Raw genomic sequence first — 16,359 nt, forward strand, 5'->3', positions numbered from 1 at the left:
ATTCAACAATGTCGCAACCTAACATGGAGAATCCGCCGGAATCCGATATGCCCTTAATCATTACAGGACAAAACCGGTTGACCGTTAATGAATTAATAGATTGGAGCCACCGTTCACGGGATTACACCATTGTACAGTGCATTGGAGGAACAGGGCGCATCGCAGCAAAGAACCATGAGTTTTCCATTCGAAAAGGAACGACCCTTATCATGTTCCCGGAAGTCAAATATCATTATAACAATCCAAGCAGCAAGCTACGATTTGATTGCCTTTCCTTTAATGGCTACATTGTGCCACGATTTCTGCGTTCCTTGCAGATCGGTGAGCTTCGTGCGTTCAAACTGGACGGAATGCTCGGTATTCTGCTGCGTGAAATCACCCTTGCCCTGAGGTCGAGACATAGGGACCATATCTGGCACGGCTCCGCACTTCTCTATATGCTTCTGGTCAGGCTGACCATTGACGGTGAACGATACAGCGAGGTTGAACGAAATGAGGCCCGCTTACGACTGGCAGAACTTGTTGCCTTCATCAAACAGAACTATCAGCAAGACCTGTCCCTCTCCATACTGGCTGAGCAGATGAAGGTGACCGAGCAGCATTTGAACCGGATATTCAAGAAGGAATTTCATATGACACCTCTTGAATATCTGGTTCGCTATCGCTTGCTGAAGGCCAAGGAAATGCTCGTACAGCAGAAGGATATCACAGCACATGATATCGCGAGGGCTGTCGGTTTTAACAGTGCAAGTTATTTCGGTTCGGTATTTAAAAAATATGAAGGAATTTCCCCCATTGAGCTGCGCAAGCAATTTCAAGGATAGAAAATCTCAGTAGAAGAGACAAACTCAGAAACGTGCAGTCAAATCCGGCTGGGTCATGCTTACGGATAAAAAGTGGCAAGTGCAGCCCTTGCCGGTCGGTGACTGAGCAACGACTCCAGCTCGAAGCTCTCCATCCATCGGCATGCCAAAGTAACGAATTAACTTCCATTCTTCCCCATCGGGAGAGTAAAAGAAGGACAGACATCCCTCCACTTTTCGCATACGCAGGTAAGGATCTGACACCGGAACCTCTATCGAGTTGCAATCATCCGACGACCCATCTCGTGTAACAACGGAAACGATCGTTGGTGCTTTACCGTCATATTCAAAACACAGTTTGCACCAGTTGCGTTCATCGACCATAACCATCAGGCAGCCGGAATCATATTGATGTTTCATATCCACTGTCAGCTGCGCGGTCATCTCAAAATCACCCGATACAGGCATCGACAGAAACGGCGCAGTCGCTCTTATATGCTTGCCCGCCGGGTCCTGAAAGAAATCGGAGTCTGCTTGTGCTTCCACGATCAGTCCACCTTGATCTGTATAGGACCAGTTGAGCGGCTCATTGATCCAGGTCATCTGCCCTCTTGCTTCACTTGCCATTACATTCATCATTCAAACCTCCCAAAAATATGTGTGATTTACTGTATTTTATCCGTATTATACATTCGGTTTTTATACAGAAAAGCCCTTCTTCTACATATTTTTGTAAGGCCCGATCACTTGGGAACGCTGCTGCGGGTCAGGTAAAAACAGCATAATGATCATCAATACGAGATACAGTCCCAGAATAACACTGAACAGCCAGAATGGATTGTAATGGTACAGCAGCCCCGTCAGATACCCGGAAGGAATCGCGGTTAACGTCATCACCGTCTGTACAGCCGAAAACATGTCGGCCTTCTCATGCGTGCCCAGTCTGTTCATCAGCAGCGAATCGCGATACGTTTGCAAAATAAAGTTGCCCGCTGCAAGCACAATGAGTGTGAGAAACAGCATCGCTATATTACCGGAGGGTATCAGCAGAAATAAAACGGCACCCACAGAGCTGAGCACAATGGAAAAGCTGACATACTTCTCTTCCGATCTCCGCTTCAGACGTGGAATAATAACCAGATACAATAACATCACAGTGATTGCTGTTACTACGGGAATGAAGGAAATGACACGATCATCAAAGCTCAGCTGCTCCTTGAAATAAATCACCTGAAAAAAATTCAACTGCAGAACGAGATTGGACAGCACTGTAATTAAAATGATAGGCAGCAATCTGCGCTTGTAGAACGACCGACCGAACAGACGCAGACTGGCGACAAGGCTTCGAAATACGCGGGTGTTGTTATGCAGCCCCATCAGTTCCTTACCAACCTGGGTTTCTTCCGTGTAGCGGTTACGAATGAGAAACATAGCCGTCATTAACAGACCGCCTGCAAAATAAATGCTCGCCAGCGTCGGTACAATACCAAAGTCTGCAATAACAACACCAGCAATCGGCGTTAGCACCCCTGCACCCGTAATCATCATATTCAAAATGGCGAACACCTTGGATCGTTTATGCTCCTCCACATCCTCGATGATCAGACAATTGAAAGACACGGTGACAAATTTCGAGGTTGCATTCAGCAGATATGCAATCAGAAACAGCCAGAAATTTTGTGAAAACGCCCAGATGAACATAGGTACACTCCAGGCGAGCAGGTCAAAGATCAGTGTCGTTCGTTTACGCCCCAGTTTGTTGGTCACAGCCCCTGCGAACAGCTGAAAAATGAAGGCAAAATAAAGATTCACCGAATTGATAATGCCAATCTCAATGTCGGACAAACCGGCCTCTTTCATATACAATGGTGCGTAGAACAGGACAATCGTTCCCGGAATAGCCCATACTGGCTCAAGTAAAATGGAATACCGCGGATTTCTCGGCAAATCCTGAAGCAGCTTCACTCCATATCCCTTCTTTCTCTCTGCGAATCTCCCCGCCGTGACCAGTAGTTGTACATGTCCATTACCAAATCCCTGAACAAAAATGTCATACACTCACTGTTCACAGCGGAGAACCCGCAAATATCTACAAGCTTACAGAATGAGAGCTGTTTTCACCGAGTTCATCGGCAGCTTTTCACCACTGCGCAGGTCATACCCCATCGTTCCATTAAATGCCTGCTCATAATCAGTCAAGTACTCTTTAGCGGTTACCATTTGCTCCAGTTCTGGAATGCTCTGTGCAAACTTCAAGGCTGTACTGATCATGGAGTGTACAGCTACCGCACCAATGATGCTAAGTCCGTCGTTAATAACCTGAGTGGATTTGAATGTCACTTCATAGCTGTCGTCATACCCCATCGGAATAATACGGCCGCCTTTAGCGATGAGCTCCAATCCGACATGAAGCTGGTTGCCGACCGCATCCACGATGATGTCGAATTTTTTATTGTTATTGATCTCATATACTTTCTCAAGGGTAAGTTCCTCCGGGAAATAAGCATAATCTGCAACGCCTTCAGCAAATTGTTTGCGATAAGGATCGATTTCCGTACCCACGGTGAGTCTTGCCAATCTTTTGCTCACCAGCTGACACAGCGAGCCAATCGCCCCTGAACCAAGCACAAGCACAGAATCGCTGGGCTTAACGCCTGCTTTCATAAACGTTTGCAGTACGCAGCCGAGAGGTTCAATCATCATTGCCGTTTCCCAGCTCATGGAATCGGGGATCGGATAGATATATTTTTCATCTCCAACAAAGTATTCTGCAAACGTTCCGTGTGTGGTCATGCCCACCTGGTAATCGTCGAAATTCTCGCAATAGATGAATAAACCTTCCCTGCAATATGAGCAGTGACCGCAGGATTGCGTGGGGTCAACGAGAACCCGGTCGCCGACGCGAATGCCATGTACATCTTCTCCAACCTCGACAACAGTCCCGACGCCTTCATGACCGATGACCGTGCCTTTATTAGCAGCCACTTTACCTTTGACAATATTCAGATCCGTGCCACAGATGCCTGATCCGTAGATTTTCACTTTGACTTGATTGGGGTTCTGAATGTTAGGCTCCTCAATGTCTTGCAATTCGACCTGTTTCAAATCCTGATATACAAGTGCTTTCATAGGTTATCCTCCTGATCATATAAATGAATAAACGTGCTTCTTAGTCATACATTGGTATGTTTCAAATGCTCCTGCTTCTGCTTTTCTTTCCAGTCTGACAATATTTGAAGCAATGCTTCCTCCACCCAGATCAATTCCTCCCGTGTATGCGTATCAGAAAAAATAAAATAACCTTTCGTAAAAATGCCGTAATAGGCCATTTTCTTCACCATGAATTCACGGAACGGGTCAGTTTGAAAGTTTTGCTCGTCTATTGACTGAATATAGAAGCTCGCATAGGTTCCCTTCAGAGCTAACTCATCAGTAAGCCCCAGCAGTATCAGCTCAGACTCCAATCGCTTCATGATTCGGGTAGCCGGTTCGCGCCAGGTTGGCCACACTTTGGTATTTTTCATCAGCCTTTCGCAGGCAATGGCCGCTGCCAGAGCTATCGTTTCACTGGAATGCGCATTGCTGAATCGAACCTGGCCTGCAAGGGACATCATGTGCTCAGGTCCCAATACAGCTGCAAGCGGAAGTCCATTGGCCATGCCTTTGGATATGCAAAGCAAGTCCGGCCAGATACCATATTCGCCGGCAGTCGCCTGCTTGCCCATACGTATACCCGAAGTAACCTCGTCAAAAATAATAATGATGTCCTTGGAGGAACATAACGTTACCACGTCAGCCAGCTCTTCCTGCCTCCACTCATTCGGACACAAAACGATACAGGCCACATCCTCTTGAGATGAAATTTGTTCCTTGATCTGTTCATAAGCAGGCTTCTTGATCCAGATTGTGGAGCGCTCAATATCCTTCGGAATGCCGCGTTCCTTCGTCTGGCTGCCGTAATAACCGTACGCTGACCAGTCATGCCATCCATGATAAGCCGTTGCAATCACCTTGCTTTTGCCACTCGCTGCACGGGCGATACGGACCGCCCCACTTACTGCATCTGCTCCGCTTTTGGTGAAACGCAGCGATGCATACCGCCCCTCAAACCGCTCCAGGATCAACTCCGCACATTCCATTTCAATATCTGCAGGAATGGAGAAGCTTGTCCCCTTCTTCAGCTGGTGAATAACGGTGAGCTGGATTTCACGTCTCGCATGACCCCAAGGAGCTGTTCCCATGGCCATCTCACAATCCAGCCATTCATTACCGTCAATATCTGTAAAGCGGGAATGGTAGGCCTCTGCACAGCAGACGGGTGTATGGCCTGGAAATAGTCGTTCCGGGGCTTTGGCTAATGTACTGCAGCCGCTCGGTATAACCTTTTCGACCTGTTCCAGCCACTCCAGATTCCGCGTGAATCTCGTGGCACGGTCCAGCGTACTCATTTTATTATTCACTTTGAAGCACCTCCCATATCGCGAGTTTGGTCAACTGCAAATAGTGTCTTATCGAACTTTGGAACCAGGCCAGCAGCCATCGTAGATCCGATCCATCGTGATCACGTTACCATACAGATCAATAATTAAATCCTTGGCCCGATGAGCATGTCTCATCTCCATCCAGTAACGGTTCTCCAGCAAACGGGCGAAATTGTCCACCAGGAACAGCAGCCGATTTTCGCTATGAATCAATTCCTTGCCTAACACTTGCGGCAGCCAAATGGCTCCGTTCGAGTTGAATCGGTTGGAGTAGTCCCGTATCTCGGCAATGGGTGCAATCTGAGCCTCTTCAAGCTGGGTCCAGAAGGTATCTGCATCACTGCGCACCTCTGCAAGGTCTATGCCAACCATGGGAAGATGCGCATAATCGCGCTGTTTATCGAGCTGCACCTTCAGATGGCTGAACATAAAGGGCCATACATCAGCCTCAATGTGGCTTCCCCACTTTTTCCAGAATCGTGCCAGATTGTTTTTGCGGTTAAAATTGCGATGAATGCCGCTGCTGCGTTCCCAGTGATATGCCTGAATTTTAGGATTGATGACGGTATCATACCCTGCTTCTCTGGCCCGCATCTGATAATCAAAATCTTCGTACCCGTTAAAAAACTTCTCATCAAGGTTGCCAATCGTCTCATACACTTCTCGTTTCATGCCAAACATGGCAAACACTACGAGCTGCACAGAGAAGGTCTCTTTTGGGATATCTTCAGGAGATGCATTAAGGAACAAGTGTCGTCCGATCGTATCCGCAAAAGCAATTCCACAATGCTGCACGCCCCCGGTCTGTGGATATAACAGAACCCCTCCAATCATGCCGATGGTCACATCCGTGTCCAGCGTTTCTTTCATCATCGATTGCCAATCGGGCTGCAGAATGGTGTCGGAATCCAGGAAAAATATATACTCTCCCTCAGCAAGACTCAACGCGCTGTTAATAGATACGGCACAGCCAAGTGGAAAATCATGTTGAAGAATCTCGATCGTTACTCCCTCTCTGACCTCCTGTTTGAGCTTGTCCAGATGCTGAAAGACAGCCGAACCGGAACCGTCATTGATGAAGATAATCTGAGTTGACGGACATACAGTCCGAAGCAGTGAATCGGTGAACAGGTTCAAAATGTTATAGTCCTGATTAACGGGTACAATAATCGTATAAAGCATGTAATCCCTCCAGATTATGTTGGTGTAAGTACAACAAAATAACAATGGAACCTGAACAAGTGCTGCGATATAGTGATCTTCCTGCTATCGACCTCCCTCGCTCTTTTTTGTATTATTTTGGATTAATTATGAATACAATAGAAATTTATATCTTTTTTTAGCAAATTAAAATCTCAAATTCTGAACACTGTTAATATCTGAATCCGGTCAATTAAATATCTGAATTTTGGTTAATGCAAAAAAGCACCTCTGATGCCTTCTCCCGCATACCCGAACGGAAGATACATCAAAAAGTGCTCTATGAAATAACGTATGTTCGCTTCTTAATTCCCCGCTCTCGCGGTCAACCATTCCGATTCTTTCGCTCCCAGGTTCGTAATGAATTGATGTAATGCATGAGAGATCCATTTACGCGTATGAATGACAAGCTGAATCTCCAGTGTAAATTCGGTATGCTCCAAAGGCAGAACGGTTAATTCCTGTCTGCGAATTTCGTCCCGTGCAATCATCTGCGGCAGCAGAGAAATGCCTGAGCCCGCCATAATACTGCGTTTGATCGCCTCAGGGCTTCCAAGCTCAAGACCCACTTTGTATGCAATTCCATTCGTTCTCAGCACCTTCTCCAGCAACTGTCTGTAATTGCATGAATCCTCGGGCATGATCCACTCCTCATCAGCCAGATCACTCAATACTACCTTGGACTTAGCCGCAAGCGGATGGTCCGAGTTAACGATAAGCACCAGTGGTTCCTCCCGAATGGTGATCCATTGCAAGCCCGTTTCCGGTGAAGCGTTCGCCAGAATCAGACCTACGTCTGCTTCTCCTTCTCTTACTTTTTGCAAAATGAGGTCTTCGCGATCCGTCTGCAGCCGGATTCCCAGCTCGGGATATTGTTTGCGTGTCGTCTGGATCGGCACCGGCAGAAAATAGGAAGCAAGTGAATCCATCGTAGCAATGGTTAGTGATCCGCCCCCTTGCTTGGTCAGCTTTTCCTGTGAATGTTCATATATTTCGAGCAGCTGCCCGGACAGCTTGAATAACTCTTCTCCAGCGGAGGTCAGTCTGATTTTATTGTTATTATAACGTTCAAACAATTTGACCTGATAAATTTTCTCCAGCTTCTGAATCTGGGTTGTGACACTTGATTGTGCATACCCCAGCTCTTCTGCTGCTTTGGTAAAGCTTTGGCGTAATGCCACCTCACGAAAGGTTTGAAAATAATTCAAATCCATACGGCTTCCCTCACATCATCAAAATTATTGATAACACCCATCATCTATTATAGCTAACTATGATACCTTTTCCCATGGTAAAGTGAATGAAATGGAATTCCAACATACATTTGGGGGTTATACGATGTTAACCGAACAACAGATTAAAGGTATTTATATCCCTGTCATCACGCCTTTTACCGAGGATCGCGAACTCGATCTTCCTTCATTTCAAAACTACATCAAAGTTATGGCAAACAGCGGTATCCATGGCTTGGTAATCAACGGCACAACTGGAGAATCACCTACCGTTACATGGGACGAGGTAGAGCAACTGGTGAAGGCCGCGAAGGAAACACTGAGCAGCATCAACTCGTCCGTACCCATAATGGTTGGAACTGGCACCAATGATACCGCTTCAACGGTGGCGAGAACAAAGAAAGCTGCAGCACTCGGCGCTGACGCAGTTCTTGTCGTTACTCCATACTATAACAGACCAACGGAAGAGGGCATTTACGAGCATTTCCGCATGGCAGCCAGCGTGGGCATCCCCGTGATGGTATATGAAATCCCGGCCCGTACAGGGGTTAGAGTTTCCATCGAGATGATGAAAAAAATTATGAACATCGATGGCGTTATTGGCCTTAAAGATAGCACAAATAACCTCGACCTCATGACAGAACTGGTACGTTGCGGCTCAAAGCCCATTTTGTGTGGAGATGATACCTTCTTCTACGATATGTTAACGAAAGGTGCAGCCGGCGGCATGATGGCATCGGCCAGCATCAACCCTGAGCGTTTTCTGGAGGTATATAACCGCTTTGCAGCAGGTGAAAAGGAAGAAGCCTACCGTCTCTATGTTCAGTTGCTTCCGTTCATTAAACATCTCTTCGAGGAGCCTGCGCCAGCCATGCTGAAGCACCTGCTTGCCAAACAGGGCATTATCGCCTCTGCTCAGCTGCGTCTGCCTTTGATGCCCGCATCGGAACAGCTGAAAGCAAAGATTGCACTGTAATCCACACGGTCACGCCTATACCATTCGGCAACTTCTATAGATTCAGACACAAAATAAGCCACAGCTTCTGCCGTGGCTTTTATTTATTTCGCAACAAAACCATGATACAACGTATCGACTACAAGAGCAGGCGCTGCGTTTCTGGCGATATTCCCGCTGATCACTTGCTGCCAAGTCAGAAAGAGCACAGAATAGAGCACTTCAACAATCCACGTTTTATCCATATCCGAACGGAAAAAACCTTTCTCCTGAAGCACGCCGATAGCATGCAGCACCGGTTCTCTCAGCTTCAAATATGCCTCTTCAATATCAGCGTTAGAGTTAACGGTTGCATCATGCGCCAGAAAATATATTTTATCACCAAGAGGAATCAATGCTTCAATCAGCTCGGGGATGTATTGGTCAGCCCGATCCTCGTCCAGTTGGACATACTGCAGCGTTTCGTTAACAACCTCTATCGCTCTCATCGCGAGATGAATCATGAGCTGCTCACGGCTCTCGACATATCTATGTAATGTTGCAATGCCGATGCTCGCCGCTTCAGCTATGTCGTTCATGGACGCATTCGGCTTTACAATGAGCAGCTTGGTTGCTTCATCCAATATGGTAAACATCCGGTTTTGCTTGAATGTTAACTTCTCTTTTTTCATCGCGAACGGCACCTCTGTTCAAGTGTTTTACATATCATTTAACATAACATACTTTTCCACAAAACCAATCACGAACTGCAATTTGTCTCTTCCATATTTGATTTAAAAGGAAAAAGCCGCCCGCAGGCGGCTCCTTAAAATTGAAGATTCCCATCTCGTGCTTTTTTACAGTTCGATCACTTTGGTCGCTATATTTGCGCAGAACTCGCTGTCGTGCTCGACAAATAGCAGTGTTGGTGCGTATTCCAGCAACAATTCCTCGATTTGCATACGTGAAATGACGTCGATATAATTCAGCGGTTCATCCCAAATGTACAAATGAGCCTGCTCACTCAAGCTTTTGGCCAAAAGTACTTTCTTTTTTTGTCCAGCACTGAAGGTCGAGATATCCTTCTCCAATTGCAGTCTCGATAAGTCCAGCTTACTCAAAATTGCTCTGAACAGACTCTCATCGATCCCCTGGCTGGCAGCATAGTCAGACAATTGGCCGCCGAGATTGGATGTGTCCTGTGACACATACGAAATTTTAAGCTGCTGGTCCTTGCGAGCGACTCCTGTATGTGGAATATCCTCATCACAGATTAATTTGAGCAGACTTGATTTGCCTGACCCATTTGCACCGCAAAGGGCAATTCGATCGCCTTTTTCGACTCTGAAATTCACATCCTTGCATACAACATTGGAGCCGTAAAAAATCGAGACATGATCGCACTCGACCAGCTCATTTTTGTGGTAAGGCAGCGGGTGAATTTGTAAACGATCGGCGGTTTCAATATTTTTAAGGAGCCTGGATTTCTCCTGAATGGCGGACTGCTGCCTCTGCTCAATATTTTTGGAACGCTTCATCATCTTGGCAGCCTTGTGACCAATGTAGCCTTTGTCCACCTTGGACCCGGAATTTCGGGTTCCATTTTTGCTTTTCTCAACCTCATCTGACCATTTCCCGGTCCGTTTGGCCGAGTCCGACAGACGCTTGATATCCTTGATCAGCTTTTCATTGCTTGCGAGCTCATACTGATCCTGCCTTCTTTTGTTTTCCCACCAAGCCGAGAAATTGCCTTTCTGAATCTCAATGTTTGTCTTGTTGATGGACAGGATGTGATCTACGCAGTGATCCAGAAAGGAGCGATCGTGAGATACCAGTATAAATCCACTTTTGCTGCGGAGATACTCACCGACCAGCTTTCTCGCATGCAAATCCAGATGGTTGGTGGGCTCATCAATGAGCAAAAACCGGTTATCCTTCAGGAACAACGCAGCCAGCATCACCTTGGTTTGTTCTCCATTCGATAGCGAATCGAAAGAGCGGTAAAGCACATCATCAGACAGCTGGAGCAGACTCAGCTCCCTTATCAGTTGCCATTGAACAACATCGGGAACAATCTCGGCCACGATATCCATTGTCATGGCTCCCTTGTCATCCACATGGAACGGAAAATATTCAAAGCTGACATTGGCGGAAATATGGCCGCTGTATTCATATTTTCCCAGCAGCAAATTCAGAAATGTCGTTTTTCCTCGACCGTTCCTTCCGGTAAACCCTAATTTCCAATCCGAGTCAAGCTGGAAACTTACATGTTCAAATATATTATCGTAACTGCCTTCATAAGCAAAGGTCAGGTTGGTAACGCTGATTATAGACATAGAGATCATCCTTTTTATGTGAAATATAAAAGTTAGTCGGGCAGTATAACCTGACATGGCTTGCATCACTTTCATATTTGAACATAATCAGGACAACGCAAAAAGCCTCATTTAGAAGTGTTTGTTGTGTCCGGATTCTGTTTGCTTATGTTGTGAACCATGCCATGATTGGTGTTCAGTGACAGGTTCACAACAACATCCACAACCTCTAGTTCAGTCAACACTTTTCCCACCCCTTTCTTCAAGCACACATGGAATATCAAAAACTTAACATGAATGACAATAACGGGTCAACATAAGCTAAACGGCTTCCTGCGTAGCTCATTGACGTCCTGTCAAATATTCATACTCATCTTAAAGCAAAATTTGAAAGCCTATGAACAAGTCTACTAAGCCAACGCGGCTAATCTACTTTAGCACCATAAGAGCGTGCAAGAAGAACCGCCTGTTCGCGATCCATGCGTACCCCTTTCCAATCCAGAGATTTCAGATCTATTCCATCCAGAATAGCACCACGCAGATCAGCACCCTTCAGCTTCACCTTGCTCATGGACACTCTTGTGAGATCACAATCACGCAGATCGGCTTTGGTCAGATCACTCTCGCTCAGATCAGCTTCAAAGAAACGTATGCCACGCAAATCCTGCTTCCCAAGCCGGGTATGTCTCAGATTCGTATAAGACCAGTCGCCTTTCGTTAGGGTAATGCCGTCCATCTGCGCACCGGAGAAGTCCGATCCGGTCATTTTACAAGCCATAAATTTGGAAGCAAACAGGTTTGCACCGCCAAACATACAATTCTCAAATGCAGACTCCGTATGCAATGATCCATTCATAGACGCACCCTTAAAATCACATTCGATAAAACGGCAATTGCTCGTTTCGACCTCTTCCATCGAAGCATTCATGAACGTACATCGTTTAAACACGCAGTTAATCAGCTCGCCATATCGCAGATCACGTCCTTCAAAATGCACTGCTTCATACTCCTGATCCTTGTATTGATACATTTTCACACCCCGTTTGATATCGTGTTGAAGTTCCATGCAGCCTGCTTTAAAGTCACATGCCTTTCATGGATCACTTCAACTACTATACCATATGGATGTCAAGTGCATTACGTTTACACAAGCACTTTTGACATTCGGTACATCGATACGGCTGGTTTGTTGATTTCTCCAACCTTCTGGTATCCAAGACGTTCATACAGCTTGATTGCACCAGCGTTTTCCTTTTTGACGGTTAATGAAGATTTCGCAAAACCTTGCAGCTTCGCCTGCTTCTCCGCATGCCGGATTAACTCCGTGCCTACCCCAAGTCCCCTGCTCTCTGGCAGGGTAGCAATTGTACCGATATGATACTCGTCTTGCTCCCCTTCTTTCAATGTAACCATGGTATAGAACTCTTTGAAGTGACGCAGGTTGTAAGCAATCAGCTCCCATTTGTGCAGATCAAACAGCTGAGAGAACGTAGGCATCGCCAGCTTGTTCATTAGAGTTGTCGGATAACACATAATCATGCCCAGTGTTGTGCCGTCCCGCACAGCTTCATATGCATGCTCGTGACTGAAGCGATTATTCCGAGCCTTCCACAGCTTCTGAAATGTTCTATTAATGACAGCAGGCTCTCTTGATCCGGCCAAGGAAAATTTCATATAATCAAGAGCCATTTCAGTTAATTTACCTCCAACTTCTGACTCTGGGCTTGCTTTCAAAATGGCGGTTTGCGGGTTTGCTTTTACAATATTGGTTTTGCTCATAGCTCTCACTCCTGTAATCTTCTCTTGGTATGGGTGTCTGTTATTTAGTTGACGCCAAGTCAGGCGTAATGCCTTCCACGATGACGTTTACCGCCTGGATCGATAAGCCTGTAAAATGTTCAACCTGCTCGATAACCTTATGCTGCAATTCTCTGCAAACTTCATGTACCTTGCTGCCGTAACGCATAACCACTCTGACATTAATCTCTACACGGTCGTCTACTCTTCGAATGGCGATTCCATTCTGAAGGCTGCGACCACTCCATATTTTGCTGATGCTTTCAACCAATCCGGCAGACATCGAAGAAATCTCACGGGTAGCACTGGTTATTTTGCCGACCATTTTGGAGATAACCTCATCCGATATCTGGATATGACCTAATGTTTGTTGTATCAGCATGTGAATCGCCTCCAATTTTTTTTGATAGATAAAACTATCATTTAATTAAAATATATATCATCCAAGAACGAATTACAACTTTTTCTGTAAAAAGAAAAAAAACCGCTGTAATTGCGGTTTTTGGTGTTCAATCTATGTTAGAAAATATATAGCCGGAGATTAATCCCACAAATTCATTCATGATCTGATGTGCTACAAATATGCTTTAAACCAGGCCTTCACCTGTTCAAAGCTGTCCATACGCAGCGAGGGTTTGCCGCTTTTGAGCAAGGAATGGTTGGAGTCTGGATAACGAATCAGTTTTGTTATTTTGCCATAACGCTTCAGTGTTGTATACAGCTCTTCAGCCTGAGCAATCGGCGTTCGATAATCCTGCTCACCATGCATAATTAACAACGGTGTTTCGATCTGATGTGCATGAGCCAGCGGAGAGCGAGACCACAGATAGGCTGCATGCTCTGCCGGATTGCCCCCGATTACACCTTCGACATAGGAAATGCCGATATCACTTGTTCCGTACATGGACAGCCAGTTGGAGATACAGCGCTGTGTAACAGCTGCCTTGAAGCGATGGGAATGAGCGATAATCCAGTTCGTCATGACGCCTCCATAACTGCCACCTGCCACACCCAAACGTAATTCATCAAGCTCATTATATGATGCAAGCGCATAATCCACGGCCTCCATCAAGTCCCGATAATCTCCACCAGCAAAGTCTCCACGGCATGCCCGGGCAAAATCCTGCCCGTATCCTATGCTTCCACGCGGGTTGACCCATAAAACGGCATATCCTTCTGCAAGCAGAGTCTGCATCTCATGGCTGTACGTTCCGGTATACATCGCGTGCGGACCTCCATGAATCTGTAGAATCAAAGGAAGCTTGCTCCCGGATCGTGAATCGGGTATAGCCAGCCACCCTTGAATCAGCCAACCGTCCGAGGATGAGAACTCAATTCTTTGAGGTACGTTAACCTGCCGTTTAGCCATAAATTCATCATTTCGGCGGGTGAGTCTGAACATTTGTCCTTTTTCGAGCTCTACGATGTATAACTCACTCGGGTGTGAATCCGTCAACGCCGCGATCACCAGTGTTTTCTCATCAGCAGATACCGTATATTGATATACATCCTTCTCACCTGCCGGAGTGACTGCTTCGCAGCGTCCGTCTGTATGCACTCGATATACATCCACATTGCCGTGATGCGTGCCCAGAACATATACACCCTGCTGCGGAAAAGATTGACTGATTCCCGGTGAAGGTGAAGCACTGGCCGATTTCATATCACTTAAAGCAGCATTGCCGATATGCATGTCCAATTCAGGTGCCATTAGCCTGGGTACCCCCCGTTGTACGGGAACGGTAAACAGTTGATTGTGACTTCCGCTTCCGTATTGACGGTCACTGGCAATAAGAATGAGCTGACTGCCATCCGGTGTAAACGAAAACTGGCTGATCTGAAGACTGGAATCTGTGACCTGGTATGGCTCTGCCTCCTTCCGTTCATTCATGGAGACAATATATACGTCCGAGTGGTACAGCAGATCCGGGTCCACATGCTCTTCTTGCGTTTGTTTGGAAATAAATGCGAGCTTCAGACTATCGGGAGACCATATCGGCATACTGACGCTCCAGCAGCCAGAGGTGATCTGTGTGATTTGCCCGCTGGCAATCTCGTAAACAAATAAATGGGTGTACTGACCATCCCACCAGCCCGATCCTTCAGCCTTTGGTGTCGTACGTTCATAGACCTTACCACGTAACACAGACGTCGGTGCAGCAGATAATGCAGCATTGGAGCTGTTCACCGCTTCATCGTCTTTGGATTGGGCTCTATGCCCAGCTGCATCGGATTGAATTTTACTGGTAAACGCAATATAACTCCCGTCGGGAGACCAGATGTAACTTATGATTTTACGTTCAGGAGATATGAGCATTACCGCTTCCGCCTCTCCTGTTGGAAGACACCACAGCCCCTTACCCGCCTCAGTCGAACGCAGGAAAGTCAGCGCGCCTCCATCTGGTGACCAGGCAGGGGACGAGTCTTTCGTGCCATCGGTCAAAGCTACATCTTCCGTTCCGTCCAGGGAAATTCCACGAATCTGCGTGTTATATTCATTCTTTACCTGATCAATCGTCTGTTCAACGTATGCAACCTGCCCGTTTATACTGATCACAGGCTGACTGATCCAGCGGTACTGATTCAGATCCTCCGGCATAATCTGGCTTTTTTTCATCACTCTGTCTCCCTTCCGTTTTATTTATGAGCAGACTCTGTTCGAGGATCAAGCACATCCCGCAGCCAATCACCGAGGAAAATAACGCCCAGCACGGTAAACGTAATCGCCAGTCCCGGAAAAGTCGCAACCCACCAGCTTGTGGCTACATACTGCCGCCCATCGCTTAACATGCCTCCCCAGGATACATCCGGCGGTTTGATTCCCAGTCCGAGAAAGCTGAGCGAAGCTTCCATAATAATGGTTGTGCCCACATTCATACCACAGATGACGATAAAGGATGATAATACGTTAGGCAAAATATGCTTTAATATGAGCCGTCCATTTTTGGCACCAATCGATCTCGCAGCGAATACGAAATCTCGCTCTTTGATACTGAGCACCTCACTTCGGACTACACGGGTGAAGGGAACCCAGTTCGTCACACCGATCACCAGGATTAATGTTGTCATTCCGGGGCCTGCAATTGCCATCACAACAAGCATGAACAGAATCGTCGGGATCGCCATAAACGCATCGCCTACCCGCATAATTATGGCATCCAGCCATTTTCCATAGAATCCTGAAATCAAGCCCAGAATCGCTCCAATTATGCCGGAGACAATCACTGCTCCCATTCCTACAATGAGCGATACACGTGCACCATACACGATACGGCTCCACATGTCTCTGCCCAGATTGTCGGTTCCCAGCCAGTATTCGGCTGTCCCGCCTTCTAGCCATGCAGGTGGTTTGAGCCGGTTGAGCGGACTGACTGCTGCCGGATCATGACTTGTAAGCAGAGGTGCGGCAATAGCAATCACAACAACCACCATTACCAGCACAGCACCGAATAATCCGGTCTTGCTAACCAGCAGCTGCTGCCAGATGGAACGAAAGCCAACAAATACACGTTTATGATTAGAATCATCGTTACTATGGTTGTTGCCCGGTTCTGCGCCCTGAATGGACATTTCATTGCTGTCTCTCATGGATCGCAC

At 46.6% G+C, this 16,359-nt stretch carries 15 protein-coding genes; 2 read left to right on the top strand and 13 right to left on the bottom strand.

Annotation, left to right across the window (positions count from 1 at the left end):
• Positions 1–8 precede the first annotated feature (8 nt).
• A complete protein-coding gene (locus IEW26_RS09725) occupies positions 9–824 on the top strand; it encodes an AraC family transcriptional regulator (protein WP_145402427.1) in 816 nt (271 codons plus the stop codon).
• A 24-nt stretch (positions 825–848) separates the two neighbouring features.
• Here IEW26_RS09725 and IEW26_RS09730 read toward each other — a convergent pair whose 3' ends face one another.
• The 6 genes from IEW26_RS09730 to IEW26_RS09755 form a co-directional block, all read right to left on the bottom strand.
• The gene (locus tag IEW26_RS09730) at positions 849–1,442 is read right to left on the bottom strand and encodes a DUF1349 domain-containing protein (RefSeq protein ID WP_188592223.1); all 594 of its coding nucleotides are present in this window, start codon (positions 1,440–1,442) and stop codon (positions 849–851) included.
• An 81-nt stretch (positions 1,443–1,523) separates the two neighbouring features.
• On the bottom strand, positions 1,524–2,768 hold the full coding sequence (locus IEW26_RS09735; RefSeq protein ID WP_188592224.1) for an MFS transporter: 1,245 nt from the start codon (positions 2,766–2,768) through the stop codon (positions 1,524–1,526).
• Positions 2,769–2,900: 132 nt separating this feature from the next.
• Positions 2,901–3,932, bottom strand: a complete 1,032-nt coding sequence (locus IEW26_RS09740; protein ID WP_145402429.1) for a zinc-dependent alcohol dehydrogenase — start codon at positions 3,930–3,932, stop codon at positions 2,901–2,903.
• Between the two features lie 44 nt (positions 3,933–3,976).
• Entirely contained in the window at positions 3,977–5,263 is a 1,287-nt protein-coding gene (locus IEW26_RS09745; protein WP_188592225.1) for an aminotransferase class III-fold pyridoxal phosphate-dependent enzyme, read from the bottom strand.
• Positions 5,264–5,311: 48 nt separating this feature from the next.
• Positions 5,312–6,466, bottom strand: coding sequence for a glycosyltransferase family 2 protein (locus IEW26_RS09750; RefSeq protein WP_188592226.1), 1,155 nt, complete (start codon positions 6,464–6,466; stop codon positions 5,312–5,314).
• A 323-nt stretch (positions 6,467–6,789) separates the two neighbouring features.
• Entirely contained in the window at positions 6,790–7,698 is a 909-nt protein-coding gene (locus IEW26_RS09755) for a LysR family transcriptional regulator (RefSeq protein WP_145402432.1), read from the bottom strand.
• 124 nt (positions 7,699–7,822) lie between these two features.
• Between IEW26_RS09755 and dapA the strand changes: the two genes are divergently transcribed.
• Entirely contained in the window at positions 7,823–8,692 is an 870-nt protein-coding gene (dapA, locus tag IEW26_RS09760) for a 4-hydroxy-tetrahydrodipicolinate synthase (protein ID WP_145402433.1), read from the top strand.
• An 83-nt stretch (positions 8,693–8,775) separates the two neighbouring features.
• Here the strand turns inward: dapA and IEW26_RS09765 are convergent, their stop codons facing one another.
• The 7 genes from IEW26_RS09765 to IEW26_RS09795 all read right to left on the bottom strand — a co-directional run bounded on the left by IEW26_RS09765 (position 8,776) and on the right by IEW26_RS09795 (position 16,350).
• On the bottom strand, positions 8,776–9,342 hold the full coding sequence (locus IEW26_RS09765; protein WP_188592227.1) for a TetR/AcrR family transcriptional regulator: 567 nt from the start codon (positions 9,340–9,342) through the stop codon (positions 8,776–8,778).
• A gap of 165 nt (positions 9,343–9,507) precedes the next feature.
• Entirely contained in the window at positions 9,508–10,986 is a 1,479-nt protein-coding gene (abc-f, locus tag IEW26_RS09770) for a ribosomal protection-like ABC-F family protein (protein ID WP_188592228.1), read from the bottom strand.
• A 403-nt stretch (positions 10,987–11,389) separates the two neighbouring features.
• Complete coding sequence (locus IEW26_RS09775; RefSeq protein ID WP_188592422.1) at positions 11,390–11,995, bottom strand: pentapeptide repeat-containing protein; 606 nt, start codon at positions 11,993–11,995, stop codon at positions 11,390–11,392.
• A gap of 113 nt (positions 11,996–12,108) precedes the next feature.
• Complete coding sequence (locus IEW26_RS09780) at positions 12,109–12,744, bottom strand: GNAT family N-acetyltransferase (protein WP_188592229.1); 636 nt, start codon at positions 12,742–12,744, stop codon at positions 12,109–12,111.
• A 40-nt stretch (positions 12,745–12,784) separates the two neighbouring features.
• Entirely contained in the window at positions 12,785–13,144 is a 360-nt protein-coding gene (locus tag IEW26_RS09785) for an Asp23/Gls24 family envelope stress response protein (RefSeq protein WP_188592230.1), read from the bottom strand.
• Between the two features lie 192 nt (positions 13,145–13,336).
• Positions 13,337–15,379 carry a S9 family peptidase gene (locus IEW26_RS09790; RefSeq protein WP_188592231.1) on the bottom strand — a complete coding sequence of 681 codons (2,043 nt, stop codon included), beginning with the start codon at positions 15,377–15,379 and terminating at the stop codon, positions 13,337–13,339.
• Positions 15,380–15,399: 20 nt separating this feature from the next.
• Positions 15,400–16,350, bottom strand: coding sequence for an ABC transporter permease (locus IEW26_RS09795; RefSeq protein WP_188592232.1), 951 nt, complete (start codon positions 16,348–16,350; stop codon positions 15,400–15,402).
• Positions 16,351–16,359 lie beyond the last annotated feature (9 nt).

The organism is Paenibacillus silvae (assembly GCF_014639235.1).
Lineage (GTDB): Bacteria > Bacillota > Bacilli > Paenibacillales > Paenibacillaceae > Paenibacillus > Paenibacillus silvae.

What these genes read in the sequence shown, in the direction of transcription:
- IEW26_RS09725 (WP_145402427.1), top strand. Translation starts at nt 9, where the DNA reads ATGTCGCAACCTAACATGGAGAATCCGCCGGAATCCGATATGCCCTTA.
- IEW26_RS09730 (WP_188592223.1), bottom strand. Translation starts at nt 1,442, where the DNA reads ATGATGAATGTAATGGCAAGTGAAGCAAGAGGGCAGATGACCTGGATC.
- IEW26_RS09740 (WP_145402429.1), bottom strand. Translation starts at nt 3,932, where the DNA reads ATGAAAGCACTTGTATATCAGGATTTGAAACAGGTCGAATTGCAAGAC.
- IEW26_RS09750 (WP_188592226.1), bottom strand. Translation starts at nt 6,466, where the DNA reads ATGCTTTATACGATTATTGTACCCGTTAATCAGGACTATAACATTTTG.
- IEW26_RS09755 (WP_145402432.1), bottom strand. Translation starts at nt 7,698, where the DNA reads ATGGATTTGAATTATTTTCAAACCTTTCGTGAGGTGGCATTACGCCAA.
- dapA (WP_145402433.1), top strand. Translation starts at nt 7,823, where the DNA reads ATGTTAACCGAACAACAGATTAAAGGTATTTATATCCCTGTCATCACG.
- IEW26_RS09765 (WP_188592227.1), bottom strand. Translation starts at nt 9,342, where the DNA reads ATGAAAAAAGAGAAGTTAACATTCAAGCAAAACCGGATGTTTACCATA.
- abc-f (WP_188592228.1), bottom strand. Translation starts at nt 10,986, where the DNA reads ATGTCTATAATCAGCGTTACCAACCTGACCTTTGCTTATGAAGGCAGT.
- IEW26_RS09775 (WP_188592422.1), bottom strand. Translation starts at nt 11,995, where the DNA reads ATGTATCAATACAAGGATCAGGAGTATGAAGCAGTGCATTTTGAAGGA.
- IEW26_RS09780 (WP_188592229.1), bottom strand. Translation starts at nt 12,744, where the DNA reads ATGAGCAAAACCAATATTGTAAAAGCAAACCCGCAAACCGCCATTTTG.
- IEW26_RS09785 (WP_188592230.1), bottom strand. Translation starts at nt 13,144, where the DNA reads ATGCTGATACAACAAACATTAGGTCATATCCAGATATCGGATGAGGTT.
- IEW26_RS09790 (WP_188592231.1), bottom strand. Translation starts at nt 15,379, where the DNA reads ATGAAAAAAAGCCAGATTATGCCGGAGGATCTGAATCAGTACCGCTGG.
- IEW26_RS09795 (WP_188592232.1), bottom strand. Translation starts at nt 16,350, where the DNA reads ATGAGAGACAGCAATGAAATGTCCATTCAGGGCGCAGAACCGGGCAAC.